Origin of the sequence: Methylobacterium gnaphalii (assembly GCF_007992215.1) — a bacterium.
Lineage (GTDB): Bacteria > Pseudomonadota > Alphaproteobacteria > Rhizobiales > Beijerinckiaceae > Methylobacterium > Methylobacterium gnaphalii.
This window is the reverse complement of sequence record NZ_BJZV01000016.1, coordinates 70,961-93,685: the sequence shown is the minus strand read 5'-3', so window position 1 is coordinate 93,685 and position 22,725 is coordinate 70,961. Positions and strand designations below refer to the sequence as shown.

The following is a 22,725-nucleotide window of genomic DNA, read 5'->3' as shown; positions in this document are numbered from 1 at the left end:
ATGGCAAACTCCCCGAAGCCCGCCTCGCTGCCGCGTGCCGCTTATGCCGACATGTTCGGCCCGACCACGGGCGACCGCATCCGGCTCGCCGATACCAGTCTCGAAATCGAGGTGGAGCGCGATCTCACCACCTATGGCGAGGAGGTGAAGTTCGGAGGCGGCAAGGTCATCCGCGACGGCATGGGCCAGTCCCAGGCCACCAACAAGGACGGCGCCGTCGACACCGTCATCACCAACGCCGTGGTCCTCGACCACTGGGGCGTGGTGAAGTGCGATGTCGGCATCGTGAAGGGCCGCATCGCCCGGCTCGGCAAGGCCGGCAACCCGGACGTGCAGTCCGGTGTCGACATCGTCGTCGGTCCCGGCACCGAGGTGATCGCGGGCGAGGGCAAGATCCTCACAGCCGGCGGCTTCGACAGCCACATCCACTTCATCTGCCCGCAGCAGATCGAGGAGGCTTTGTGCTCGGGCATCACCACGATGCTCGGCGGCGGCACCGGGCCGGCGCATGGCACCTTCGCCACCACCTGCACGCCGGGCCCCTGGCACATCGCCCGGATGATCGAGGCGGCGGATTCCTTCCCGATGAACCTCGCCTTCGCCGGCAAGGGCAACGCCTCACTGCCCGGATCGCTCGAAGAGATGATCCGGGCCGGCGTCTGCGCGCTGAAGCTCCACGAGGACTGGGGCACGACGCCGGCCGCGATCGACACCTGCCTGTCGGTGGCCGATGCCCACGACATCCAGGTGATGATTCATACCGACACCCTCAACGAGTCGGGCTTCGTCGAGGATACCATCGCGGCCTTCAAGGGCCGCACCATCCACGCCTTCCACACGGAGGGGGCGGGCGGCGGCCACGCGCCGGACATCATCAAGGTCGCTGGGCTCGCCAACGTGCTCCCGTCGTCGACGAACCCGACACGACCGTTCACGAAGAACACCATCGACGAGCATCTCGACATGCTGATGGTGTGCCATCACCTCGACCCGTCGATTCCCGAAGACCTCGCCTTCGCCGAAAGCCGCATCCGCAAGGAGACCATCGCGGCCGAGGACATCCTGCACGACATCGGCGCGCTCTCGATGATGTCGTCCGACAGCCAGGCCATGGGCCGGGTCGGCGAGGTCGTCATCCGCACTTGGCAGACCGCTGATAAGATGAAGCGCCAGCGCGGCAGCCTGCCGGGGGACGCCTCCGGCAACGACAACCTGCGCGCTCGCCGCTATGTGGCGAAATACACGATCAACCCGGCCATCGCGCATGGCGTCTCGCGCCATATCGGCTCGGTGGAGCCGGGGAAACTCGCCGATCTCGTGTTGTGGTCGCCGGCCTTCTTCGGCGTGAAGCCAGATCTGGTACTGAAGGGCGGCATGATCGCCACCGCGCCGATGGGCGACCCCAATGCCTCGATCCCGACGCCGCAGCCGGTGCATTACCGGCCGATGTTCGGTGCCTTCGGCCGGTCCCCCTTTGCCACGGCGCTGACCTTCGTCTCCAGGACAGCGGTGGAGAGCGGCCTGCGCGAGCGGCTCGGCGTTCAGAAGGAACTCGTGGCGGTTGAGAACGTGCGCGGTGGCATCTCGAAGAAGAGCATGATCCTCAACGACGCGACACCGGTCATCGAGGTCGACCCCGAGACCTACGACGTGCGTGCCGACGGCGAATTGCTTGTCTGCGAGCCGGCCGAGGTCCTGCCCATGGCCCAGCGCTACTTCCTGTTCTGATGATGCGCGCCACTCATGTCATCCGCCGAGACCAGCTCGAGAGCGGTGAGATCGTCGACCGGATCGTGCTGGACCATGGCGATCGCCACCGCCGCCGCATGGCGATGCAGGGCGTCGGGGGTCTCGCCTTCCTGCTCGACCTGCACGAGGCAACGGTGCTCGACGACGGCGATGCGCTGGTGCTCGACGACGGACGACTGGTCTGGGTCGAGGCCGCGCCGGAGCGATTGCTCGAAATCCGCGCCGCCTCGGACCACGCCCTCAAGCGGTTGATCTGGCATATCGGCAACCGGCACATCCCCGCCGAGATCGCGGCCGATGCGGTCTACATCGCACATGACCACGTGTTGGCCGAGATGGTGCGCGGCCTCGGCGGCACGGCCGAGCCCGTCGAGCGGCCGTTCCGGCCGGAGGGCGGCGCCTATGCCGGCGGACATTCGCATGGGCATAGCCGCGGGCATTCGCGCGGGCACGCGCACCACGATCACGCCCATGATTGACACCCTGCAGCTGATGGCGTGGCTGTCTCCGACTTATCCAGTCGGCGGCTTCGCCTATTCGCACGGGCTGGAATGGGCGGTGGAGATCGGCGCCATCCATGACGAAGCGAGTCTCCGGATATGGCTCGTCGACGTGCTGGAGCTCGGCGCCGGCCGCAACGACATGATCCTGGCCGGCAATGCGCACAGCGCGGCCGCCGACCCGGCTGCGCTCGCCGCCGTCAACGAACTGGCGCTCGCATTGGCACCCTCTCGGGAGCTGCATCTGGAGACGAGCCAGCAGGGCCGCAGCTTTCTCGACGCCACGCTGGCCGCATGGCCTTGCGAGGAGATGACGGCGGTTGGAGCGGCGTTGCCGGCAGCGGTCGCATTTCCCGTAGCCGTTGGGGCAGCGGCGGCGGCGCACGGCATGACGCGCCTCGACATGCTTGCCGCCTACGGGCTCGCCTTCGTGCAGAACCTCGTCTCGGCAGCTTTGCGCTCGGCACCGATCGGCCAGAGCGCCGGTACCCGGATCGTCGCGGCACTTGTTCCCCGCGTCGCGGCCCTGGCCGGCGAGGTCGAGGATCTCGGCCTGGACAGTCTCGGCTCCGCGACGCTGCGGGTCGATCTCGGCTCCTTCCGGCACGAGACCCAGTATTCTCGCATCTTCCGCTCCTGAGGAACCACATGACCTCGCAGAACGGCCCGCTCCGCGTCGGCATCGGCGGCCCCGTCGGCTCTGGCAAGACCGCGTTGATGGAGCAGCTCTGCAAACGCCTGCGCGATGCCTACGACATCTGCGCGATCACCAACGACATCTATACGAAGGAGGATGCCCGCATCCTCACCGTGGCCGGGGCGCTGCCCGAGGAGCGCATCATGGGCGTCGAGACAGGTGGCTGCCCACACACCGCGATCCGCGAGGACGCCTCGATCAACCTCGCGGCCGTGGCCGAGATGCGTCGCCGCTTTCCGGGGCTCGACGTGGTGCTAATTGAATCCGGCGGCGACAACCTCGCCGCGACCTTCTCGCCGGAGCTCGCCGATATAACGCTCTACGTGATCGACGTTGCTGGCGGCGAGAAGATCCCGCGCAAAGGCGGTCCAGGCATCACTCGCTCGGACCTGCTCATCGTCAACAAGACCGACCTCGCTCCCCTCGTCGGCGCCGATCTCGGCGTGATGGAGGCCGATACCAAGCGCGTGCGGGGGACGCGCCCCTACGTGTTCTCGTCGTTGCGCGAGGGCCGGGGAGCCGACGCGGTCGCCCAGTTCATCAAGACGGCCGGAGGCCTCGCTTGACCCTCCCGCAGCCACCCGCTTCGCTGGGGCCTTCGCATCAATCCAACACACAGCCAGGAATTATCATGCTCCGTTCTCTTGCATCGTCAGCGGTGGCCAGCCTTCTCCTCGCAGGCATGACCACCGGAGCGTGGGCGCATCCGGGGCATGGCGGCACTCAGAGTCTTGCGGCCGGCATGCTTCATCCCGTCACCGGAGCCGACCACGTGCTCGCGATGGTCGCCGTCGGCCTGATCGGGGCGCTGCGTGGTGGGCGCGCCGTCTGGGCACTGCCGGCGACCTTCCTGACGCTGATGGTGGCCGGGGCCGGCTTCGGACTCGCCGGCCTGAAGTTGCCCTATGCCGAGCCCGCTATCCTTGCCTCAGTGATTGTGTTCGGCCTGCTCGCGCTTGTCAGCCGTCGCCTGCCGACGGCGGCGCTGGCTGGGCTGATCGGCGCCTTCGCGGTTTTCCACGGCTATGCCCATTTCACCGAGATGCCCGAGAGCGCCTCCGCGCCTCTCTACGGCTTAGGCTTCCTCGTTGTGACGGCATTCCTCCACACCATCGGTATCGCGATCGGGATCCTTGCGGCTGGCACGGTCGCACGGCGCGCATCGGACGAAGCCTCTGCGGCGCGATCGGCCTGAGGCCTCGGTCCCTCCCTGCACGGGGAGGGAGGCTACGCGCTGACTTTTCGACGAAAGCCGTCTCGATGATGTAGTGAGCCGCCTCGCCGTAGTTGCCCTTCTTGTAGCGGAGGCATGAGAGCAGCCGGGCGGCCACTTCACGCCTTCACAGCACCTCGTAGGCGAACAGAACCGAGATCACCGACAAGCTGATCAAGCCGAGCACGAAACAGATATCCGCGGCCGCCTCGAGTTTTGTGGAGAGACGGCCCTCGGTAGGCCAACGCATCGAGAGATAGGACGAGCCTGCGCTCGCGAGGAAGACGAGCGCGGTCAACGCGGCCCCCTCGTCGACGTGGCTCGGACCGGTGCGGGCCTCTACAATCTTCACGAGCCCGATGAAGGTGGTGCACACTCCGATCATCGTCGCGGCACTCGGCAAGATGTGCTGCGAGAGCCCGACGGCGCTTCCAACCCTCAAGAGATGGCGCCCATGGCGGGTCGTTTTAGCCTCTGGACAGGTGGCGTCATCCATCTGAACCGCACTTCACCTTCAAAGCTGGGGCGTTTGAGCGATGGTGTCCTAGTAGCAGCTTTCACGTCTCCTTGGGCGTGTTTGCCTGCTGGCTAGATCCAAGGATTGTTTGCTCTTCCCTCACCTCTGCCACGACAAATCTGCTGCTATCAGCCAAACATAGCGGCCGCTTCGTGCCCTACGCTGTTATTGAGCCAAACTCGGCCGCATCCTACGAGCGGACCCGCTCCTGGCGGGGTTGCCCAGTCTGCATCGTCGATCGGGAACTGGTCGCCCCTCCCTCTCGCTCAGGCGGAGCACGATCAGCCACTGCGCCCGGCTCGTCCCGCGCACGGCGACCACTATGGCCGCGGAGAAGTTGTGCTGCTTCCATGAGCTGGGTCACGAGCGCGCGGCGCATCGCGAGGGCGGCGAATGGATCCATCGATGCCTTGAACCGGATACGGATACACGGAAACGGTTCGCAGACTCTCAAGCACCAACGACCGCCCGCACCGCCAGGAAGAGGATCGATGGCCCGACCAGGCAGCCGATACCCGTGTGGAAGGTCGCCGTGAGCGCGCCATAGGGCACGAGGCGCGGGTCCGTGGCCGCGAGGCCGCCAGCGACGCCGCTCACCGTTCCCATCAGACCGCCATAGGCCATGGCCGAGCGCGGGTTGTTGAGGCCGATCAGACGAGCAACCAGCGGCGTGCCGACCATCACCATCACCGCCTTGGTGACGCCGGTGGCAATGGAGAGCGCCATAACGGTCGAATCCGCGCCGATCGCGGCACCGGTCACCGGTCCGACGATGTAGGTGATGGCGCCGGCGCCGATTGTCGTAATCGAAACAGCATCGTGGTAGCCGAAGGCGACCGCGGTCAGCGTGCCGACAATGAAGGGAAGGATCGTTCCCAAGGCCAGGGCGATCACGCCGAGCAGTCCGGCGCGTCGGGCCTCGACCACATCCACCTCGAAGGCCGTGGCAACGATAGCGAAGTCGCGCAGCATTGCTCCGCCCATCAGGCCGATGCCGGCAAGGGCCGGCACGTCTGCGACGCCTTTCTTGCCGCCCGTATAGAGCCCCGCGAAGTAGGCCAGCACCAGCCCAAGCACGATGGCGATGGCTGAGCCGTGAACCCGGCCGGCCGTCAGGTGTCTCGCGATGAGGTTCGAAAAGAGAATCAGCCCGCCGACAACGGCGAACGCGGCCACCAAGCTCTGTTCGAGGAAGACGTGCTCGATCATGTGCAGCATGGCGCTCACTCCTTCGCGGCAGAGGCGGCAGGGATCGCAAAGGGCGGCGCGGGCCGCGCCTGCGGCTCGTCACTGGCTCCTCCGCCGACAACAGAGCCGCCATGCATGAAGGCCTCGCTCGTCGCGTCGCCTGGGCTCAGCCGGCTAAGCAGCGCGACGGCGCCGAAGCACAGCACCAGCGATCCTGTGGCGGCAATGAGCACGATTGGGCCACCGCTCGCCGCGGCAACGACATTCTGTTGGGCTGCCATCGCAACGACGATTGGGATGTAGAGGCCCGCCCAAAACTCGACGCCGAAGACGACGCCCTTGCCGAGCCGGCCATGGCTCTTCAGCCAGACGCGCGCCGCAATCAGCAGAATCATGGCAATGCCGACACCGCCGACATTGGCCTTCACGCCGAGCGCAACACCGAGGAGATCACCGAGGAAAACGCCGACCAGCGTGCACACGGCAAGAAGAGCGACACCGAGAATAATCATGAGCGGTGCACCTCCCGCTTGCGGTCAGGTGAGCCGCTGGGCCATGTGTATGCGCAATCCATGACGCGTTTCCCTTCTGTATTCGTTCTCATATTTTTGATTCGTTTTAGTATGCAGTATATTGACAATTCCGCAAGTTGGCATACTTGATGGCCGCATAGGCCGGCATCCGAATGCCGGAAGGCGCGGGCCGATCCATTCGGTGTACGCAAGAGCCCGGAGGCAGCGCATGACTGACTGGCGCAGCGAGAAGATGGCCCGGGACGCTCGGATTGAGGCGGGCCGTGTCCATGCTCAGGGCAAAGTGGTGCGAGGCGACGCGGTTGTCGATCTACTCGAAGCCGTGCTGAAGCCAGGCGACCGCATCTGCCTTGAGGGCGACAACCAGAAGCAGGCTGACTGTCTCGCCCGCGGTCTCGCCGCCTGCGACCCGACAAAAATCCACGACCTGCACATGGTGCAGTCGGGCATCGTGTTGCCTGAGCATCTCGACGTGTTCGAGACGGGCATCGCCAAGCGCCTCGACTATTCATATTCCGGTCCGCAGGGCGGCCGCATCGCGAAGATGCTCTATGGCGGCCAGATCGAGCTCGGCGCGGTTCACACCTATCTTGAGCTTTTCGCGCGCTACTTCGTCGACCTCACGCCGAACGTCGCGCTGATCGCGGGCGTCTCGGCCGACCGCGACGGCAACCTCTACACGGGACCGAACACCGAGGACACGCCGACAGTGGTCGAGGCCACCGCCTTCAAGAACGGCGTGGTGATCGCGCAGGTCAACGAGATCGTCGAGCGGGTGCCGCGCGTCGATATCCCTGGCGACCGGATCGACTTCGTCGTCGAAGCCGATACCCCGTTCTACGTCGAGCCGCTCTTCACCCGCGATCCCGCAGCGATGACAGAGACGCAGATCCTGATCGCGATGATGGCGATCAAGGGGATCTATGCCGAATACGGCGTGCGCCGGCTGAACCACGGTATCGGCTTCGGCACGGCGGCGATCGAATTGCTGCTGCCGACCTACGCGGAAAAGCTCGGGCTCAAGGGCAAGATCGCGACGCATTGGGCGCTGAACCCGCACCCAACCCTGATCCCGGCCATCGAGTCGGGTTGGGTCAAGCAGGTCCATTGCTTCGGTTCGGAAGTCGGCATGGACCGCTACATCCGCGAGCGCTCGGACGTGTTCTTCACGGGCGGCGATGGTTCGCTGCGCTCGAACCGCGCCTTCTGCCAGACGGCCGGGCTCTATGCCTGCGACATGTTCATCGGCGCGACTCTGCAGATCGATCTCGCCGGCCATTCCTCGACGGTGACGCAGAACCGTGTCGCAGGCTTCGGCGGCGCGCCGAACATGGGCTCCGATCCCCATGGCCGCCGCCACCCGTCCGATGCCTGGATGAAGGCTGGACACGAGGCCGAAATCGTCGGCGACCCGGCCCTGATGCGCGGCCGCAAGCTTGTGGTGCAGCTCGTCGAGACGTTCGGCGACAAGCTCGTGCCGACCTTCGTCGAGAAGCTCGATGCACTGGAACTGGCGAAGAAGACCGGGCTCCAACTGGCGCCGGTGATGATCTACGGCGATGACGTCACTCACATCGTCACGGAGGAGGGCATCGCCAACCTCCTGCTCTGCCGCAACGCCGACGAGCGCGAGCAGGCGATCCGCGGCGTTGCCGGCTACACCGAGGTCGGCCGCGGGCGAGACCGCGCCATGGTGCAGCACCTGCGCGAGCGCGGCGTAATCAGACGGCCGGAAGACCTCGGCATCGAGCCGCTCGACGCTGACCGCTCGCTGCTCGCGGCCAAGTCGATCAAGGATCTCGTGCACTGGTCCGGCGGCCTCTACGAGCCGCCGGCCCGCTTCCGGAACTGGTGAGCCAGCCCATTAGCCTTGGATTGCTTCGCTCACTTTCGCAATGACGGGCTGACCATCTGAACCCGAGACGCCCGAACGGAGTCGTCGCTCATGGAAACCCTTCACTTCCGCCACTCGACCCAGAAGGCCGCCTCAGGCTCCAAGCCAATGGCGATCACCGGCGTCGTCGCCTCCGGAAACCTCGAAGTGCTGCTGGAACGGGTGCTCCCGCCCGATGCCTGCGAGGTCGCGATCGAGACGCCAGTCGGCGGCTATGGCGACGTCTGGGAAGCAGTGGTGGCCGATTTCGTCGCCCGGACCCAGCCCGGTGGCCTGCGCATCAGCATCAACGATGGCGGTGCGCGCCCCGATACGGTCTCCCTGCGCCTGGCTCAAGGCGCCCGGCTGATGGAGGCCTCGGCATGAGGATCGTGACCGATCCCGGCTCGCAGAGCTGGTACGAGGCCAGCGCCCGCCAGCGCATCGCGGCACTCGTGGACGCAGGGACCTTCGAGGAATTCTTGGGACCGGCCGAGCGGGCGATGAGTCCGCACCTGCCGCTCTTCGACCTGCCGCGCGCCTTCGACGACGGCATCGTCGTCGGGCGAGGGAAGCTCGATGGCCGGCCGGTGCTCGTCGCCGCGCAAGAAGGCCGGTTCATGGGCGGCGCGTTCGGCGAGATCCATGGCGCCAAGCTCGTGGGACTGCTGCGTGCCGCCATCGCGAGCAAGCCGGCTGCCGTGCTGATCCTGTTCGATACCGGCGGCGTGCGCCTGCAGGAGGCCAATGCCGGTGAGACCGCCATCGCCGAAACCATGCGCGCCATCGTGGATGCCCGCGCCGCCGGCATTCCGGTGATCGGCCTGATCGGCGGACGCGCCGGCTGTTACGGCGGCGGCGGCCTCATTGCCGGTACCTGCTCACGGTTGGCAGTCTCGGAATCGGGCCGCATTTCCGTCTCCGGTCCTGAGGTGATCGAGACCAACAAGGGCGCGGAGGAATTCGATTCGCGCGATCGTGCCCTGGTCTGGCGCACCATGGGCGGCAAGCATCGCCGGCTTACCGGCGCCGCCGACGCCTATTGCGCCGATACTGTCGCCGCCTTCCGCGAGGCAGCAATAACGCTGGTTGGCACCGCACCGGCCTTCGACCTCGCCACGCTGGAGGCCGAGCAGGCGCGGCTGGAGGCCCGCGTGAAGCGCTTCGGTGATTGCCGCGATGCCACCGAAATCTGGGCGCGGCTCGGTGTCAACGACCCGGACGCGGTGCCCGCCATGACGGACGCGGCCTTCGCGAAGACCGCATCCAGCGTGACGGAGGCGTCCCATGACGCTCGCTGAGATCCTCTCCTCGCTCTTCCCGCAGGGGCATGCGGTCACCGTTGCGGACGGCCTCGTCACGGGGCAGGGGGCGCTCGACGGCAAGCCGCTGCATGTCGTCGGCGTCGATGGCGACACACCGCTTGGTGTCGAGGGTGCGCTGGCGCTGGCGGCCTCTGTGCTCGATGTGGTGCGGGCCGGCGATCGGTCTCCGATCCTCGTCGCGATCGACTCCGATAGCCAGCGCATGAGCCGGCGTGACGAGCTGCTCGGTCTCAACGAGTGCCTCGCGCATCTCGCCAAGGCGCTGCTACTGGCAGACCGTCTCGGCCATCCGACCGTCGGCCTGATCTACGGCCACTCCGCGGCTGGCGCATTCATTGCCACGGCCCTGGCGACGCGGGTACTCGCGGCGCTGCCCGGAGCCAACCCCAGCGTGATGGACCTGCCCTCGGTCGCCCGCGTCACCAAGCTTCCCGTGGAGAAGCTGCAGGAGATGGCGAAGTCGACACCGGTCTTCGCGCCAGGGCTCGACAACATGGTCGCCACCGGCGCGGTGCAGGTGGTCCTCGATCCAGGTCAGCCGCTCGACGCCCAGATCCGCGGATTGATCGCCTCCCTGCCGACAGGCGACGAGCGCGACCGGCTCGGCGAAGAACGCGGCGGCCGGCCGGTGGCCCGCGAGATCGCCGAACGCGTGCAGCGGCAGGCGCAAGGAGGCTGAGATGGGCGGGGATACCCTCTCCCCTCAGCCGCATCGCCACGACCTCGTCCGCGTCGACCCCGCCGCCTGGGCGGTCAAGCTGCGCCAGCGCCCCGACCTCGACGGCGTGCCGCATCTCGCCGGATGGGCCGAGGCCGGCCGCCTGCTGATCATCCGCCGCTTTTTTCCGGGCGAGCCCCGCGACAGCATCCCCCTCGGTCTGCCGCTGCCGCCTGCCGACGGCAAGCGACGAATCTCATTCGCGTTCTCGCCCGAAGACCTGTCGCCACATCCGCCACTCGCGCTCGCCGACACCCGTCCTGCCGCTCCCGGGACCTGGCACAGCACCCTCGACGCACTAATCGCCCTCGGCGCCGAGCATGGTCTGACACCGCGTCCCTTCGGCAGCCTACTCTGGCAGGTCGCCACCGGCCTGACCTATCTCGCCGCTGCCTCCGACCTCGACGTCCTCTGGCCGCTGCCGACGCAGACCATACCAGCCGGCCTCCTCGCCGCGCTCGCCCGCATTGCCGAGGCCGCCCCAATGCGCCTCGACGGCGAACTCCTCCTGCCCGACGGCGCTGGCCTGCATTGGCGCGAAGTGCTGGAAGCCTCCGAGTCGGGCGAAGTGCTCGCTAAGCATCTCGACCGCCTGGAGATGCGGTCCGTCGCAATGTTGAAGGGCAGGGGCTCCCCATGAGCACTGTCGCCGCCTTCGCCCTCCAGCCCATATGTGACGCCGCCGTCATCGGCCGCTGCGCGGTGGAGGCCCTGTGGCTTGAACTCGAGACCTATCCCAAGCCCGGCCTCGTCAGCCTCGTCGACAGCGGCAGCCATGACGACATGGATGCCGCCACCTTCGAGGCTAGTGCTGCCGCTCTCGAACCATTTTTTCGCGCGTTCGCTGAAGCTGGCAACCGGGGCACTGCCATGGACGGCCTGCGTCGCATCGGCATTGAGGCCGAAGCCGCCATGCTCGCGGCCACCGGCGGGGTGAACACCCATCGCGGCGCGATCTTCGGTCTCGGCCTGCTCGCCTCCGCCGCGGGCGCCTGCGGCGGCGTCACACCGATCCGCTCCGGCGCCCTCGGTGCCCATGTCGCACGCAGGCACGCCCAAGGCATCCTGAAGGGTCCGGTTCTGCTCCACGCCCCCGGTGCCCGCGCTCGCCGCCGCCACGGCGTTGGCGGAGCCCCAGCCGAAGCCGCCGCCGGATTCCCAACCGTCTACCGAATCGGCCTGCCAGCCCTGCGGCGCGGCATGGCCCTCCGGCCCGACGACCCGGAAGCCGCCCGCGTCGAAGCCTGCTTCGCGCTGATCGCCGCCACCGAGGACACTAACCTGCTTCACCGAGGCGGGCCGGACGGCCTCGCATTTGCCCGTCGCGCCGCCACTGAGTTTCTGGCCCACGGCGGAGTCGGGCAACCGAACTGGCGGCAGGCTGCCGAGTCGATCCATCGCGATTTCATGGCACGGCGACTCAGCCCGGGCGGCGCGGCCGACCTGCTGGCCATGACCTTGTTCACGGCATGCCAGGAGCATGCCGGTCACACTCACTCGTTGCCTGAGGGGTCTGCCGGGAGCAGTCCATTCGAGATCCCCGCGTCATGCTAGCGCTGCTGTGCACGGGGCAGGGGGCGCAGCACCCCAGAATGTTCAATCTCACGAAAGGCTTGCCCGAAGCGCAGCCCATTTTCGAAGCCGCCGCGCCACTGCTCGGCGCCGACCCCCGTGCGTTCGTCGAACGGCCCGATGCCGATCTCCACGCGAACCGTACGGGCCAGATCCTGTGCTGCACAGCCGCACTGGCAGCCTGGAAAATCATCGAAAGATTAAAGCTTTCACGAATGATCGTCGCCGGCTACAGCATCGGCGATCTCGCCGCCTGGGGCTGCGCCGGCCGCCTCGATCCGGCCGCCATACTGCGCCTCGCCGCCACCCGAGCTGAAGCTATGGACGCCGCTTCAGGCGAGGGCTACGCTCTCGCTGGAATCCGCGGCTTAACCCTTGATTTGGTTACGAAACTAGCTGAACGCCACGGCTGCCATCTCGCCATCCGTAACGGCCCCGACAGCGCCGTCACCGGCGGCTTGCGCACAGCCCTCAAAGCGCTCTGCACTGAAGCCGCTGCCTCCGGCGCCCAACGCGCCATCGTGCTTCCGGTTCACACCCCTTCGCACACACCGCTGCTTGCCGCCGCAAGCCGAAGCTTCGCTCAGGCTCTTGCTCAAGAAAAACTGCGACGGCCTCCCCCAGGCGCGCCGCGGCTCATCCAAGGGATTGATGGAACAACGGTATTTGACCCAGCTACCGGCCTCGACAAGCTCGCGCGTCAGATTTCTGAGACAATCGACTGGGCGGCCTGCCTACAGGCCTGTCGCGAATTCGGCGCCACGTCCACGCTGGAACTCGGACCGGGCCACAGCCTCGCAACGATGGCTCGCGACGCCCTTCCTGGAACGCGTGTCCACGCGCTTGAGGACTTTCGCTCAATCGAAGGAGTGACGGCTTGGATCGAGAGGTGATCAGGTCGCTGACGGCGTGCGCAGCGCAGGGCCTGGTTCACGTCTCACTCAAATATCATCCGGCTCGGCCGAACCAATTCTGAACCGACCGAAGGCCGATGGACTGAGGTTTCGCAGCACGAGCGCCATTGTAAAAAGCAAGCGGGAGGAAGCTGATAACCCTGGCACAAGGCCAAAGCTTCCAGCCTGGAAACCAGGGCGATAGGTTCTGACCGTGCTTTGCGCCAAAGCTCCCACGTTCGATTGGAACGACCTCACCTTCTTCCTCGAACTCGCCCGGCACGGGCGGCTAACGCCGGCTGCACGCCGGCTCAAGGTCGACACCACCACGGTCAGCCGCCGCATCGCCGAGTTGGAGCGCAGTCTCGAGGCAAAACTATTCCAGCGCGGCTCCGATGGCTTCCAGCTCACCGAAGCCGGCCATAAGCTCTTCGTCATCGCGGAAGCCATTGAGCAGAAGACGCTCTCGGTACCCGAAGCTCTCGGCCTGCAGAACACATCCCTACCAACTGGCCTCGTCAGGGTCGCAAGCATGGAGGGCATCGCGGCCTTCTATCTGTCGGCCAAGTTCGCCGAATTTTCTGCAGTCACGCCCGGCATTGTCGTCGAGCTGGTCACCGAGCGGCACTTGATCAACCTGACCAAACGTGAGGCCGACATCTCGGTGTCTTTCGTGCCGCCGAACGGACCGCGTCTGCATGTCCGGCGTGTCGGTGAGTTCCGCCTCGCCCTCTACGCGTCGGAAGCCTACCTCGCACGGCGAGGCCGGCCAACGACGCGGGCCGAACTGCTGGACCACGATTTCGTTGACTACATCGACGACCTCATCGCCATCGAGCCGGTGCACTGGCTGCTTGAAGTGCTCACGCCTGCGACTGTGGTCTTCCGCTCAACCAGCATGGCCGCACAGCAGACCGCCGTCGCATCGGGCGCGGGAATCGCGCTGTTGCCGCTGTTCTCGGCAAAAACCAATCCGGCTCTCGTGCCCGTCCTGGCTGAAGACGTCGTCGTGCGCCGCGAACTTTATCTCAGCGTCCACGAAGACATCGAGCATGTCGGCCGGGTCCGGGCCGTGACCCGGTTCCTCGCCAACCTGTTCACGGAAGAGGCAGAGTATTTGAACCGATTTTAGGCACCCCCGGCATGATTGCAGCGGCGATTGCAGATTTTCCGGGTTCGCGGCGCCGATAACCTCTGATGCTAATGCGGCTAGCCAATTCAGGAGCCGCTCCGATGTCCGTCCAGTACCCGCAATTCAAGGCGGCCGCCTGCCACGTGGCGCCGGTTTATCTTGACAGCGCGGCCTCGGCCGAGAAGGCGGTTGCCCTGATCGGCGAGGCTGCCCGCTCGGGAGCCGATCTCGTGATCTTCCCCGAAGGCTACATGCCGGGCTTCCCGCTCTGGGCGGCTCTGCGTGCCCCGATCCGCAATCACGACCTGTTCAAGCGACTCGCAGCCGAATCCGTGCGCCTCGACGGGCCGGAGATCGGCGCGGTGCGCGCCGCCGCGCGTCGACACGGCGTGCTCGTTTCCCTGGGCTTCAGCGAGAGCACCGAAGCGAGCGTCGGCTGCCTATGGAACTCCAACGTCCTGATCGGACGGGACGGAGCCGTCCTCAACCACCATCGCAAGCTGGTGCCGACCTTCTACGAGAAGCTCATCTGGGCGAACGGCGATGCGAGGGGCTTGCGCGTGGTGCCCACCGAGATCGGTCGGGTCGGCATGCTGATCTGCGGCGAGAATACCAACCCGCTCGCCCGCTACGCGCTGATGGCGCAGGGCGAGCAGGTCCACATCTCGACCTATCCACCGGCTTGGCCGACCCGGCCCCCCGGCGAGAGCGCCGCCTACGATCTGCGGCGGGCCATCGAGATTCGGGCCGGCGCACATGCCTTCGAGGCGAAGGTGTTCAACATCGTCTGCTCGGCGGTTCTCGACCGGGCCGCCCGGGCGATCCTGTGCGAAGGCGACGACGGCTTGGCCGACATCGTCGAGCGTACGCCCGCGGGCGTCTCCATGGTGCTCGACCCCACGGGCTCGCATGTCGTCGAGGCGCATCAGGGCGACGAAACCATCCTCTATGCCGACATCGACGTTTCGGCCTGCGTCGAGCCCAAGCAGTTTCACGACGTCGTCGGCTACTACAACCGCTTCGACATCTTCCGGCTCAACGTCGATCGCTCGCCGCGGGACCCGATCACCTTCGACTCGTCGGCGGCGCATCCGACCAATGGGGTCGACGGCTCCGATCTCGGCGGCGTCGATCCCGACCTTCGCGAGCCGATCCAGCCCCTTCGCCGCATAAGCGCCTGATCCGGCTCGGGAGGAGCCGAGCCTCAAGCCGATAGAAGGAGATGCAGCATGCTTTCACCAGACAAGGTCGTCCCTCCGGGGGAGGACGATGACTTCGGCAGGCTTTCCCGAACCCGATCGCGTGTCGCCGTCGCGCTGAGCATCGTGATGATCGCGATGTACTTCGGCTTCATGACGATGTTCGCCTTCGCCAAGCCGACGATGGGTATGATCCTCGCTCCCGGCCTTTCCCTCTGCATCCTGCTGGGGGCCGGAGTCATCGTCGGATCCTTCGTTCTCTGCCTCGTCTACGTCGTCTGGGCGAACCGTTTCTACGATCCGGCCGTGCGCCGCATCATGAGCTGAGGAGACAGCCATGCAGGCCGCGAACAACCCACTCGCCATCACCTTCTTCTTTATCTTCATGGCGTTGACGCTCGGCATCACCTACTGGGCGGCGAGGCGCACACGCACCACGGAACAGTTTTTCGCGGCCGGAGGCCAGATCACGGCTTGGCAGAACGGCTGGGCGCTGGCCGGAGACTTCCTCAGCGCGGCGGCCCTGCTCGGCATCGCCGGCATCATCACCTCGAACGGCTTCGACGGGCTGATCTACTCGATCGGCTTCCTCGTCGGCTGGCCGATCATCTCGTTCCTGATCGTCGAGCCGCTGCGCAACCTCGGCAAGTTCACCTTCGCCGACGTCGTCGCCTACCGCTTGCGGCAGCGGCCCGTGCGCATGGCAGCCGCGATCGGCACGCTCACCGTCATCCTGCTCTACCTGATCGCCCAGATGGTCGCGACCGGTTCGCTGATCAAACTGCTGTTCGGCCTGCCCTACGTCGCCTCGGTCGTCGTGGTCGGAACCGCGATGCTCACCTACGTGATCTTTGGCGGCATGTTGGCGACGACCTGGGTCCAGGTGATCAAGGCCGTGCTGCTCTCGCTCGGCGGCCTCGTGCTGGCGCTGCTCGTGCTCATGCATTTCGAGATGAATCCCTTGAACCTCTTCTCGGCTGCCGCCGAGAAGTACGGAACGCGGGTCCTGCAGCCGGGCGCAAAAGTCGCGGGAAGCGGCTGGGACGCGATCTCACTCGGTGTCGGGCTGATGTTCGGGACGGCGGCGCTACCTCACATCCTGATGCGGGCCTTCACGGTGCCGGACGTCAAGGAGGCGCGCATGTCGATCCTCTACGCTACTGGCATCATCGGCTCCTTCCACCTGCTCGTCTTCGTGATCGGCTTCGGAGCGATGGTTCTCGTAGGCCCGGAAGCGGTGACCAAGGCCGGTGGCGGCGGCAACATGGCGGCTCCGCTGCTCGCCCTCACTGTCGGCGGCAACGGGTTCTTCGGCTTCATCTGCGCCGTCGCCTTCGCAACGATGCTCGCAGTCGTCGCAGGGCTGACTCTATCGGGCGTGGTCACCGTCTGCCACGACCTGTGGGTCAACGTGGTGCGCAGCGGTGAGGCCCCGGAGCGCGAGCAGCTCACTGTGGCGCGGATCGCGACGGTCGCCATCGCGGCACTGGCGGTCTTCCTCGGCATCGTGTTCGAGGGGCAGAACGTCGCCTTCATGGCTGGCCTCGCCTTTGCCGTGGCCGCTGCGGCCAACTTCCCGGCCCTGCTGCTGTCGATCACCTGGAAGCGCTTCACCACCTCGGGCGCCGTCGCCAGCATCCTCGTCGGGACCATCTCCTCGCTCTTGCTGATCTGCCTGTCGCCCACCGTGCAGGTCGACGTCATGGGCAGGAGCCTCGCAGAAGTCTCTCAGGCCTGGTGGTTCGTCCCGATGAAGAATCCGGCGCTGATCTGCATGCCGCTATCCTTCCTCGTCGCGGTCGCAGTTTCACTGGCGACCGAGGAGGACGGCGCGGAGAGCAGCTTCCGGGAGATGCGTCGGCGGATCATGTTCGGCGCCTCACGGGAGGCTGTCGCCGCCGAATGATGCGAGGAGCATCGATGTGATCGAGGAGACGGGGTGCCGAGAGGCGCCCCGTTTTCATTTGCAGCGGCCAGACTAACCCTCACGGCTGTGACATGGCCTCGACGGTCAGGCCGAGCTTGGCCGCAACACGCCGTGCAGTCGCCGTGCGCCGTTCCGTGATCGCGGCGACGGAGGCACGGGCCTGTTCCAGCACGGCCGCAGGAGCCCGCTCCGGCGTGCCGGCATCGAAGGGCGGCTCCGGGGCGTAGGCCATATAGAGCTGGATCGCCTTCGCCACCTCCTCGCCGCGCAGCTCTGCAGCGAGGCGAAGTGCACCGTCGATCCCGGCCGTGACCCCGGCCGCGAACACCCAGCTTCCATCGAGGACGACCCGCTCGTCGACGGGGATCGCGCCGAAGAAGGGCAACAGGTCGAATGAGGCCCAATGGGTCGTTGCGCGCCGTCCCTTCAGAAGGCCGGCCGCGCCGCAGATGAGGGCACCCGTGCAGACGGAAAATACGCTTCTCGCGCCGGCCGCCTGACTGCGAAGCCATGCGAGCACAGCCTCGTCCTCCATCAGGCTCTCCTGTCCGAAGCCGCCGGGAACGTGCAGGATGTCGAGCTGCGGTGCGTCTGCAATGGCGGCATCCGGCGTCAGGATGAGGCCTTTCACATCGCGGACGGGCTCGGCTGTCTTTCCGTAGATCCGACAGGTCGCGTTCGGGATGCGCGAGAGGACCTCGAAAGGCCCGGTGAGGTCGATCTGGTCGATGCCCTCGAAGAGCAGGGATCCGATTTCAAGGTGGGTGTCGGGCGAAATCATCACGGCCTCCAATGGACAGCCGGACACTATGGCGGCAAGGTTTGGCGCGAATGCCAAATACCCCTCGTTTATCGCCAAATTCCGTTCGCATGATCGAGGTGCTCGCCTTTGAGGGCGTGCAGGTGCTCGACGTCACGGGACCGCTTCAAGTCTTCGCCTCCGCCAATGAACATCTCGCTAAGGCGCAGCAGGAGCCAGCCTATCGGCTGCGCGTCGTTACCAAGGGTGGCGGTGCAGCCCTGACCTCATCCAGCTTGACACTCGCGACCGAGCGTCTGCCCGCGGCCGAAGAAGAGATCGATACGCTCGTCGTCGCCGGCGGCCCCGGTGTCGAGGCGGCCACGGTGGACACGGAGTTGATCGACTGGCTGCGTAACCGGTCAAGTCGTGCGCGACGGGTCGCGTCCGTTTGTACCGGTGCCTTCCTCGCGGCAGCATCGGGCATTCTGGACGGCAGGAGAGCCGTGACCCATTGGTCGTTCTGCGATGCTTTTGCCCGGCGCTTTCCGGCCGTGCGGGTTGAACCCGATCCGATTTTCCTCCGCGACGGACCGGTCTGGACCTCGGCGGGCGTGACCGCCGGCATCGATCTGGCGCTCGCTCTTGTGGAGGAGGATCTCGGCGGCGAGATCGCCTTGGCCGTCGCGCGTTACCTCGTCGTCTTCCTCAAGCGACCCGGTGGACAGGCCCAGTTCAGTGCAGCGCTATCGTTGCAGACGGCCGGGGATCGCTTCGATGCCCTGCACCGCTGGATGCAGGCGAACCTCGGCTCGGATCTGTCCCTCTCAGTCCTGGCCACACAGGCAGGCATGAGCGAGCGCAACTTCAGCCGGCGCTACCGCGAAGTGACCGGCATTACGCCCGCTCGCGCCGTCGAGCGACTACGGGTCGAGGCCGCCCGACAAATGCTGACCGATACCCGCCAGCCCGTGAAACGGATCGGGCAGCGCTGCGGCTTCGGTTCCGAGGAAACAATGCGCCGCAGCTTTCTGCGACTCTTGGCGAGCTCGCCTCAGGATTATCGCTCTCGCTTCGCTGCCGCTTCGCAAACGGCCGGTACTGTTCGCCGCGTCACTGCTCGTTCGGAAGCCGCATCTCGAACAGAATAGTGCGAGGCCTCCAGCGCCTCTCGCATCATAGTCTCGAATGGCCAGGCTCAAGGCTATTCATTGAGAACAAGCGGACGCTTGAGACGACGCGCAACGAAGCCCTCACAACTTCGACAAGGTCATGTCGCGCGTGTCGGGGCCAGCTATGGTCTGGAGTAGGGCGGCGGCATCGCGCACGCTACGGCCGACCGGGGGTCAATGGTCCTCGACAAGAAGCTCGCCGCTTGCCTATCACCCCGATCCGCAAAGGCATGACCGGGAAACCCTTCGTTGGACGTCACACAGATCAGCCATCACGACCTCGACGGCTATGGCGCCTGCGTCGTCGCCGGGTACATCGCCGATGTGAAGCGGGTCGTTCACGTCCCACGCTACTCGGATGTCGGCGCGGTATTGCAAACGGAGTATGATCGGCTGGCGAAAGCGGCCGTTCCCGAGCTCCTGCTTGTCACCGATCTCAGCCTTGAGGCCGACGCTGTCCAGTTCATCAGGAGTTTCGCCGCAGCCAATCTCAAGCGCCCGGAAGAACGGCGTCACCGCCTCGTCGTCCTCGACCATCACGTCTCCTCCAAGGAACATCTGGCAGCCAAAGGGCTGGAGCCGCTCGCGTCCGCCGAAGCCGCGTCGTCGGTCTACGACATCGGTGATCCTCACGTTCATCTCTCTATCGGCATCGATCGCAGTGCGACCCGGTTGCTTTTCGAGAGCCGTCAGCTGTTCGCCGATCGCACCCTTGAACCTGTCCTCGAAGAGCGTCTTGGAGCGCTCGTGAGAGCGATCGACGCCTACGACATGTGGAGGAAGGCAGATCCGTCGTTCCGGCAGGGTGTGCTCGTCAACGAAGTCCTATGGGAGAGCGCGTCCGCATACGTCCCGCCAGGCCACCCATGGCACGATCGCTTCATCGGCGATCTTCTGATGGCGATCGCAGCCGAGCTTCAGACCGGAGCATCTCCGTCCGAGATCGAACTGAAGGTGCCCGAGCTTCGTAAGAGCATCGTCGACGCGCTCCTGTCCGACGAACCCGACGATGATCGATCTCTCACGATGCGGGCACGGCTTTACGCAGCTTTATCCCGAGCTCCAGCCCTGTTCCGCACCCTGTCCGATGGGACCAAGCTGTCATTCGGTCTTGATGGCGGCGTCTTCCAGGCCGTTTCGGATCACATCATGGAGCGCGGTGACACCGACCGCATCATCAATGCAGCTCGGGGCGGCGGCATGTCGTTTCGTTCCCGAAACGGCACCGCTCTTGAAGCTGCCAGAAAGTTTCGTGGAGGCGGCCATGCCGACTCCGCCGGCGGAAAACTGCCGAATGGTTCGGCCTTCTCGCTGGCCGACGCAGCAGCGCAGATCGAACCGATCCTTTGCCCACCAGCCCCGAAAGAAGCGGACAGTCCGTTCGCTGCTTTGAAGAACTGGAAGAGCTGAGACTGCTCTCCTAGGCCCACCTCGAATTGGCCGATGCCGGCCGCATGCCTGTGCCGAGCGTAGCGTGCGTAACGCGCTTAGGCAGCGTGTGGTCGGGGCGCTGCTTTGTCCCGGCCTGGGCCGGATGCGAGAAGGGCGCAGGTCAACTCAGCCGGCGTATGGCTGCGGCCGCTGACGTCGCGGACGAGCACACTTTCCATTCCGGCGCTCGCGAGAGTGAGGGCCTGTTCAAGCGCCGCGAGCATCGAGCCGCGCTGAAAGCTGACGTCGCGGGCGTTATGGCGCGCAGTGACGGTAAAACTCACGAAAACACCTCGAGCGACGAGATGGCGAAACGGCCGACGATTCAGCATCCGCCCGGATCGGGACGGCACCGTCTTGGTGAAGACTGTGCCGTCACTCGTTCATGCCGATCCTTTGACGGCATTAGGTTGACGAATTCTGAGCGGATCCGCGTTTTGTCGCGGCGAGAATGGGGCGAGCCGTGCAGTGGCCTGCAACGAACTCCGAAGATGCCGCCGCCGGTAGCTAGCGCTGTGGTCGCAGGCACCCTCGACCAGGACATCCAAAGTTACGCCTTGGTCGCCGATCCGAAGGTTGCAAGCCGCCCCGGGGGCTTCTTCATGTCTGAGGATACCGGCGCCACTCAATCGTGTTGCGTTTCGCTTGAACCGGGCAAAACGCAAAAAATATTTTTGTTCAATGAGTTATGGATGGATTCTGGCAGAACACCATTGCCACTTTTTCGCAGCCCGCTCTAGGCGCGCGACCGGCGACGGGCTAGACCCGTGCAGCTTCATTCCAACGGTTCGCGGAACGGCGCGCGGCAGGTGCGGGGTTCCGCCCGAGAGCAGGGCAGGGCGATGGCGGACAAGGCAGTCCCTCATTTTCACAATCAGGACGGGGTGCCGCGGGTCCGCGTCGGCGCGCGCGAGTTCATGTGCATCGGTGCATTGCCGCCCTTCGACCATCCGCATGTCTTTCTCGACATGGGCAGCGGCGGCGACGAGATCATCTGCCAGTACTGCTCCACGCTGTTCGTCTATGACGCGCGGCTGAAGCCGGATGGGGCCGAGCCCGCCGCCAGCGTCTGGCAGGACGACGCACCGCGGACGAGGGCCGCGGCCGAGTGAGGCCGCGCGCGTCGTGAGTCCGCTCTCGATCGCCGTCGTCGGGGCCGGAATCGGCGGCCTCACGGCCGCTTTGGCCCTGAGCGGGGCAGGACACTCGGTCACGCTAATTGAGCGCCGCACCGGCTTCTCGGAAGTGGGCGCCGGCCTTCAGATCTCACCGAATGCGAGCCGGATTCTGATTGAGCTCGGCCTCGGTTCGGCCCTGCGGCGGGCTGCCAACGAGCCTCCAGGCGTGGCGATCCGGGATCTCGCCAATGGGCGGGCGCTCGGCGGCATCGAACTCGGGCCTTCGATCCGCGAGCGCCACGGCGCGCCCTACTACGTCATCCACAGGGCCGATCTGCAGACGCTTCTGCTCGATGCCGTGCGCGGGCGCTCTGGCATTCGGCTGCTCGTCGGCCGCGAGGTTGTGGCGGTCGACGAGACCCCCACGGGGGTCAGCCTGACGCTGGAGAGCGTCGCGGGCGGGCGCGGCGACACCATCGAGGCAGATCTGGCGGTTGGCGCTGATGGCGTGCGCTCGGGCCTGCGCGCTCGGTTCGACGCCCGTCCCCTGCGTGCGCACCGGCAGGCAGCCTGGCGCGCGACGATCCCCCGCGAGGCGGCGCCGGCCGAGCTCCAGGGCGACGAGACCGGGCTCTGGCTCGGCCACGGGCGCCACGTGGTGCACTACCCAATCGCGGCCGGGCAGCGGCTCAACGTCGTCGCGGTGGTACCCGAGCGCGTAGGCGACGACGATTGGGGACGCCTCGGCGATCCGGCCGTGCTGCGCGACCATTTCCGAAACGCCGCGGAGCCGCTTGGCTCGCTGCTTGCCGTTCCCGACACCTGGATGGTCTGGTCACTGGTCGATCGCCCAGCGACGGCTCCGATGGCCTCGGGCCGGGTCGCGCTGATCGGCGATGCCGCGCATCCCGTGCTGCCGTTCCTCGCGCAGGGCGCCGCCATGGCGATCGAGGACGCGGCCGTGCTCACGCGCTGCCTTAGCAGCGGCGTAGGGGTGCCGGACGCGCTGACCGCCTTTGCGGAGGCGCGCGGCGAGCGGGTGCGCAGGGTATGGAAGGCGGCCCGATCCAACGGCCGCGCCTACCATGCCGGCCCCCTGGTTGGGCTCGCCCGCAACGCGGTGATGCGCCGCCTCGGCCCGGCCGGAATGAGCCGGCGCTACGCCTGGCTCTACGGCTGGACGCCAGACACGGTGTGAGGGGTCCCGCTTGATCTGACGCCGGTCCGCC

At 66.2% G+C, this 22,725-nt stretch carries 25 protein-coding genes; 21 read left to right on the top strand and 4 right to left on the bottom strand.

The annotated features are described in order from the left end of the window. The 5 genes from ureC (at window position 1) to MGN01_RS15145 (ending at window position 4,141) form a co-directional block, all read left to right on the top strand. A complete protein-coding gene (gene ureC, locus MGN01_RS15165; protein ID WP_147047665.1) occupies window positions 1-1,728 on the top strand; it encodes an urease subunit alpha in 1,728 nt (575 codons plus the stop codon). Continuing rightward, window positions 1,728-2,228: an urease accessory protein UreE gene (locus MGN01_RS15160; RefSeq protein ID WP_147047664.1), complete on the top strand. Its 501-nt coding sequence runs from the start codon at window positions 1,728-1,730 to the stop codon at window positions 2,226-2,228. The genes ureC and MGN01_RS15160 overlap by 1 nt, the downstream gene beginning before the upstream one ends. Next, entirely contained in the window at window positions 2,221-2,889 is a 669-nt protein-coding gene (locus MGN01_RS15155) for an urease accessory protein UreF (RefSeq protein WP_238258225.1), read from the top strand. The genes MGN01_RS15160 and MGN01_RS15155 overlap by 8 nt, the downstream gene beginning before the upstream one ends. Window positions 2,890-2,897: 8 nt before the next feature. Then, on the top strand, window positions 2,898-3,512 hold the full coding sequence (gene ureG, locus MGN01_RS15150) for an urease accessory protein UreG (protein ID WP_147047662.1): 615 nt from the start codon (window positions 2,898-2,900) through the stop codon (window positions 3,510-3,512). A gap of 65 nt (window positions 3,513-3,577) precedes the next feature. After that, complete coding sequence (locus MGN01_RS15145; protein ID WP_147047661.1) at window positions 3,578-4,141, top strand: HupE/UreJ family protein; 564 nt, start codon at window positions 3,578-3,580, stop codon at window positions 4,139-4,141. Between the two features lie 145 nt (window positions 4,142-4,286). On the opposite strand, the gene MGN01_RS15140 is transcribed toward MGN01_RS15145, so the two are convergent. The 3 genes from MGN01_RS15140 to madL form a co-directional block, all read right to left on the bottom strand. Next, window positions 4,287-4,544, bottom strand: a complete 258-nt coding sequence (locus MGN01_RS15140; protein WP_238258223.1) for a hypothetical protein — start codon at window positions 4,542-4,544, stop codon at window positions 4,287-4,289. Window positions 4,545-5,126: 582 nt separating this feature from the next. After that, window positions 5,127-5,894: a malonate transporter subunit MadM gene (gene madM, locus MGN01_RS15135; RefSeq protein ID WP_147047659.1), complete on the bottom strand. Its 768-nt coding sequence runs from the start codon at window positions 5,892-5,894 to the stop codon at window positions 5,127-5,129. Between the two features lie 5 nt (window positions 5,895-5,899). Then, window positions 5,900-6,376, bottom strand: a complete 477-nt coding sequence (madL, locus tag MGN01_RS15130) for a malonate transporter subunit MadL (protein ID WP_147047658.1) — start codon at window positions 6,374-6,376, stop codon at window positions 5,900-5,902. 229 nt (window positions 6,377-6,605) lie between these two features. On the opposite strand from madL, the gene mdcA reads away from it, so the two are divergent. The 11 genes from mdcA (at window position 6,606) to MGN01_RS15075 (ending at window position 17,015) form a co-directional block, all read left to right on the top strand. Beyond that, window positions 6,606-8,252, top strand: a complete 1,647-nt coding sequence (gene mdcA / locus MGN01_RS15125) for a malonate decarboxylase subunit alpha (RefSeq protein WP_147047657.1) — start codon at window positions 6,606-6,608, stop codon at window positions 8,250-8,252. A gap of 90 nt (window positions 8,253-8,342) precedes the next feature. Continuing rightward, on the top strand, window positions 8,343-8,657 hold the full coding sequence (gene mdcC / locus MGN01_RS15120; RefSeq protein WP_147047656.1) for a malonate decarboxylase acyl carrier protein: 315 nt from the start codon (window positions 8,343-8,345) through the stop codon (window positions 8,655-8,657). After that, entirely contained in the window at window positions 8,654-9,571 is a 918-nt protein-coding gene (locus MGN01_RS15115; protein WP_147047655.1) for a biotin-independent malonate decarboxylase subunit beta, read from the top strand. The genes mdcC and MGN01_RS15115 overlap by 4 nt, the downstream gene beginning before the upstream one ends. Beyond that, window positions 9,558-10,274, top strand: coding sequence for a biotin-independent malonate decarboxylase subunit gamma (gene mdcE, locus MGN01_RS15110; RefSeq protein ID WP_147047654.1), 717 nt, complete (start codon window positions 9,558-9,560; stop codon window positions 10,272-10,274). Before MGN01_RS15115 ends, mdcE begins: the two co-directional genes overlap by 14 nt. A 1-nt stretch (window position 10,275) precedes the next feature. Next, window positions 10,276-10,953, top strand: coding sequence for a malonate decarboxylase holo-[acyl-carrier-protein] synthase (gene mdcG, locus MGN01_RS15105; RefSeq protein WP_147047653.1), 678 nt, complete (start codon window positions 10,276-10,278; stop codon window positions 10,951-10,953). Then, window positions 10,950-11,867 (top strand): triphosphoribosyl-dephospho-CoA synthase MdcB, encoded by a 918-nt coding sequence (gene mdcB / locus MGN01_RS15100; RefSeq protein WP_147047652.1) that lies wholly within the window; start codon window positions 10,950-10,952, stop codon window positions 11,865-11,867. The genes mdcG and mdcB overlap by 4 nt, the downstream gene beginning before the upstream one ends. A gap of 38 nt (window positions 11,868-11,905) precedes the next feature. Continuing rightward, window positions 11,906-12,778 (top strand): ACP S-malonyltransferase, encoded by an 873-nt coding sequence (locus MGN01_RS15095; RefSeq protein WP_147047651.1) that lies wholly within the window; start codon window positions 11,906-11,908, stop codon window positions 12,776-12,778. Window positions 12,779-12,992: 214 nt separating this feature from the next. After that, a complete protein-coding gene (locus MGN01_RS15090; protein ID WP_147047650.1) occupies window positions 12,993-13,910 on the top strand; it encodes a LysR family transcriptional regulator in 918 nt (305 codons plus the stop codon). Window positions 13,911-14,011: 101 nt separating this feature from the next. After that, window positions 14,012-15,091, top strand: a complete 1,080-nt coding sequence (locus MGN01_RS15085) for a carbon-nitrogen hydrolase family protein (RefSeq protein ID WP_147047649.1) — start codon at window positions 14,012-14,014, stop codon at window positions 15,089-15,091. Window positions 15,092-15,139: 48 nt separating this feature from the next. After that, window positions 15,140-15,436: a DUF485 domain-containing protein gene (locus MGN01_RS15080; protein ID WP_147047648.1), complete on the top strand. Its 297-nt coding sequence runs from the start codon at window positions 15,140-15,142 to the stop codon at window positions 15,434-15,436. 10 nt (window positions 15,437-15,446) lie between these two features. Further along, window positions 15,447-17,015: a sodium:solute symporter family transporter gene (locus tag MGN01_RS15075; protein WP_147047647.1), complete on the top strand. Its 1,569-nt coding sequence runs from the start codon at window positions 15,447-15,449 to the stop codon at window positions 17,013-17,015. 79 nt (window positions 17,016-17,094) lie between these two features. Here MGN01_RS15075 and MGN01_RS15070 read toward each other — a convergent pair whose 3' ends face one another. Next, complete coding sequence (locus MGN01_RS15070; protein WP_147047646.1) at window positions 17,095-17,817, bottom strand: DJ-1/PfpI family protein; 723 nt, start codon at window positions 17,815-17,817, stop codon at window positions 17,095-17,097. A 50-nt stretch (window positions 17,818-17,867) separates the two neighbouring features. On the opposite strand from MGN01_RS15070, the gene MGN01_RS15065 reads away from it, so the two are divergent. From MGN01_RS15065 to MGN01_RS15045, 5 genes are all read left to right on the top strand, one after another. Next, complete coding sequence (locus tag MGN01_RS15065) at window positions 17,868-18,926, top strand: GlxA family transcriptional regulator (RefSeq protein WP_147047645.1); 1,059 nt, start codon at window positions 17,868-17,870, stop codon at window positions 18,924-18,926. Between the two features lie 270 nt (window positions 18,927-19,196). Beyond that, entirely contained in the window at window positions 19,197-20,357 is a 1,161-nt protein-coding gene (locus MGN01_RS15060; RefSeq protein WP_147047644.1) for a dimethylmenaquinone methyltransferase, read from the top strand. 158 nt (window positions 20,358-20,515) lie between these two features. Beyond that, a complete protein-coding gene (locus MGN01_RS15055; protein WP_147047643.1) occupies window positions 20,516-21,118 on the top strand; it encodes a hypothetical protein in 603 nt (200 codons plus the stop codon). Window positions 21,119-21,220: 102 nt separating this feature from the next. After that, entirely contained in the window at window positions 21,221-21,490 is a 270-nt protein-coding gene (locus MGN01_RS15050) for a zinc-finger domain-containing protein (RefSeq protein ID WP_147047642.1), read from the top strand. Between the two features lie 13 nt (window positions 21,491-21,503). Beyond that, the gene (locus MGN01_RS15045; protein WP_147047641.1) at window positions 21,504-22,694 is read left to right on the top strand and encodes an FAD-dependent oxidoreductase; all 1,191 of its coding nucleotides are present in this window, start codon (window positions 21,504-21,506) and stop codon (window positions 22,692-22,694) included. Window positions 22,695-22,725: the final 31 nt, after the last annotated feature.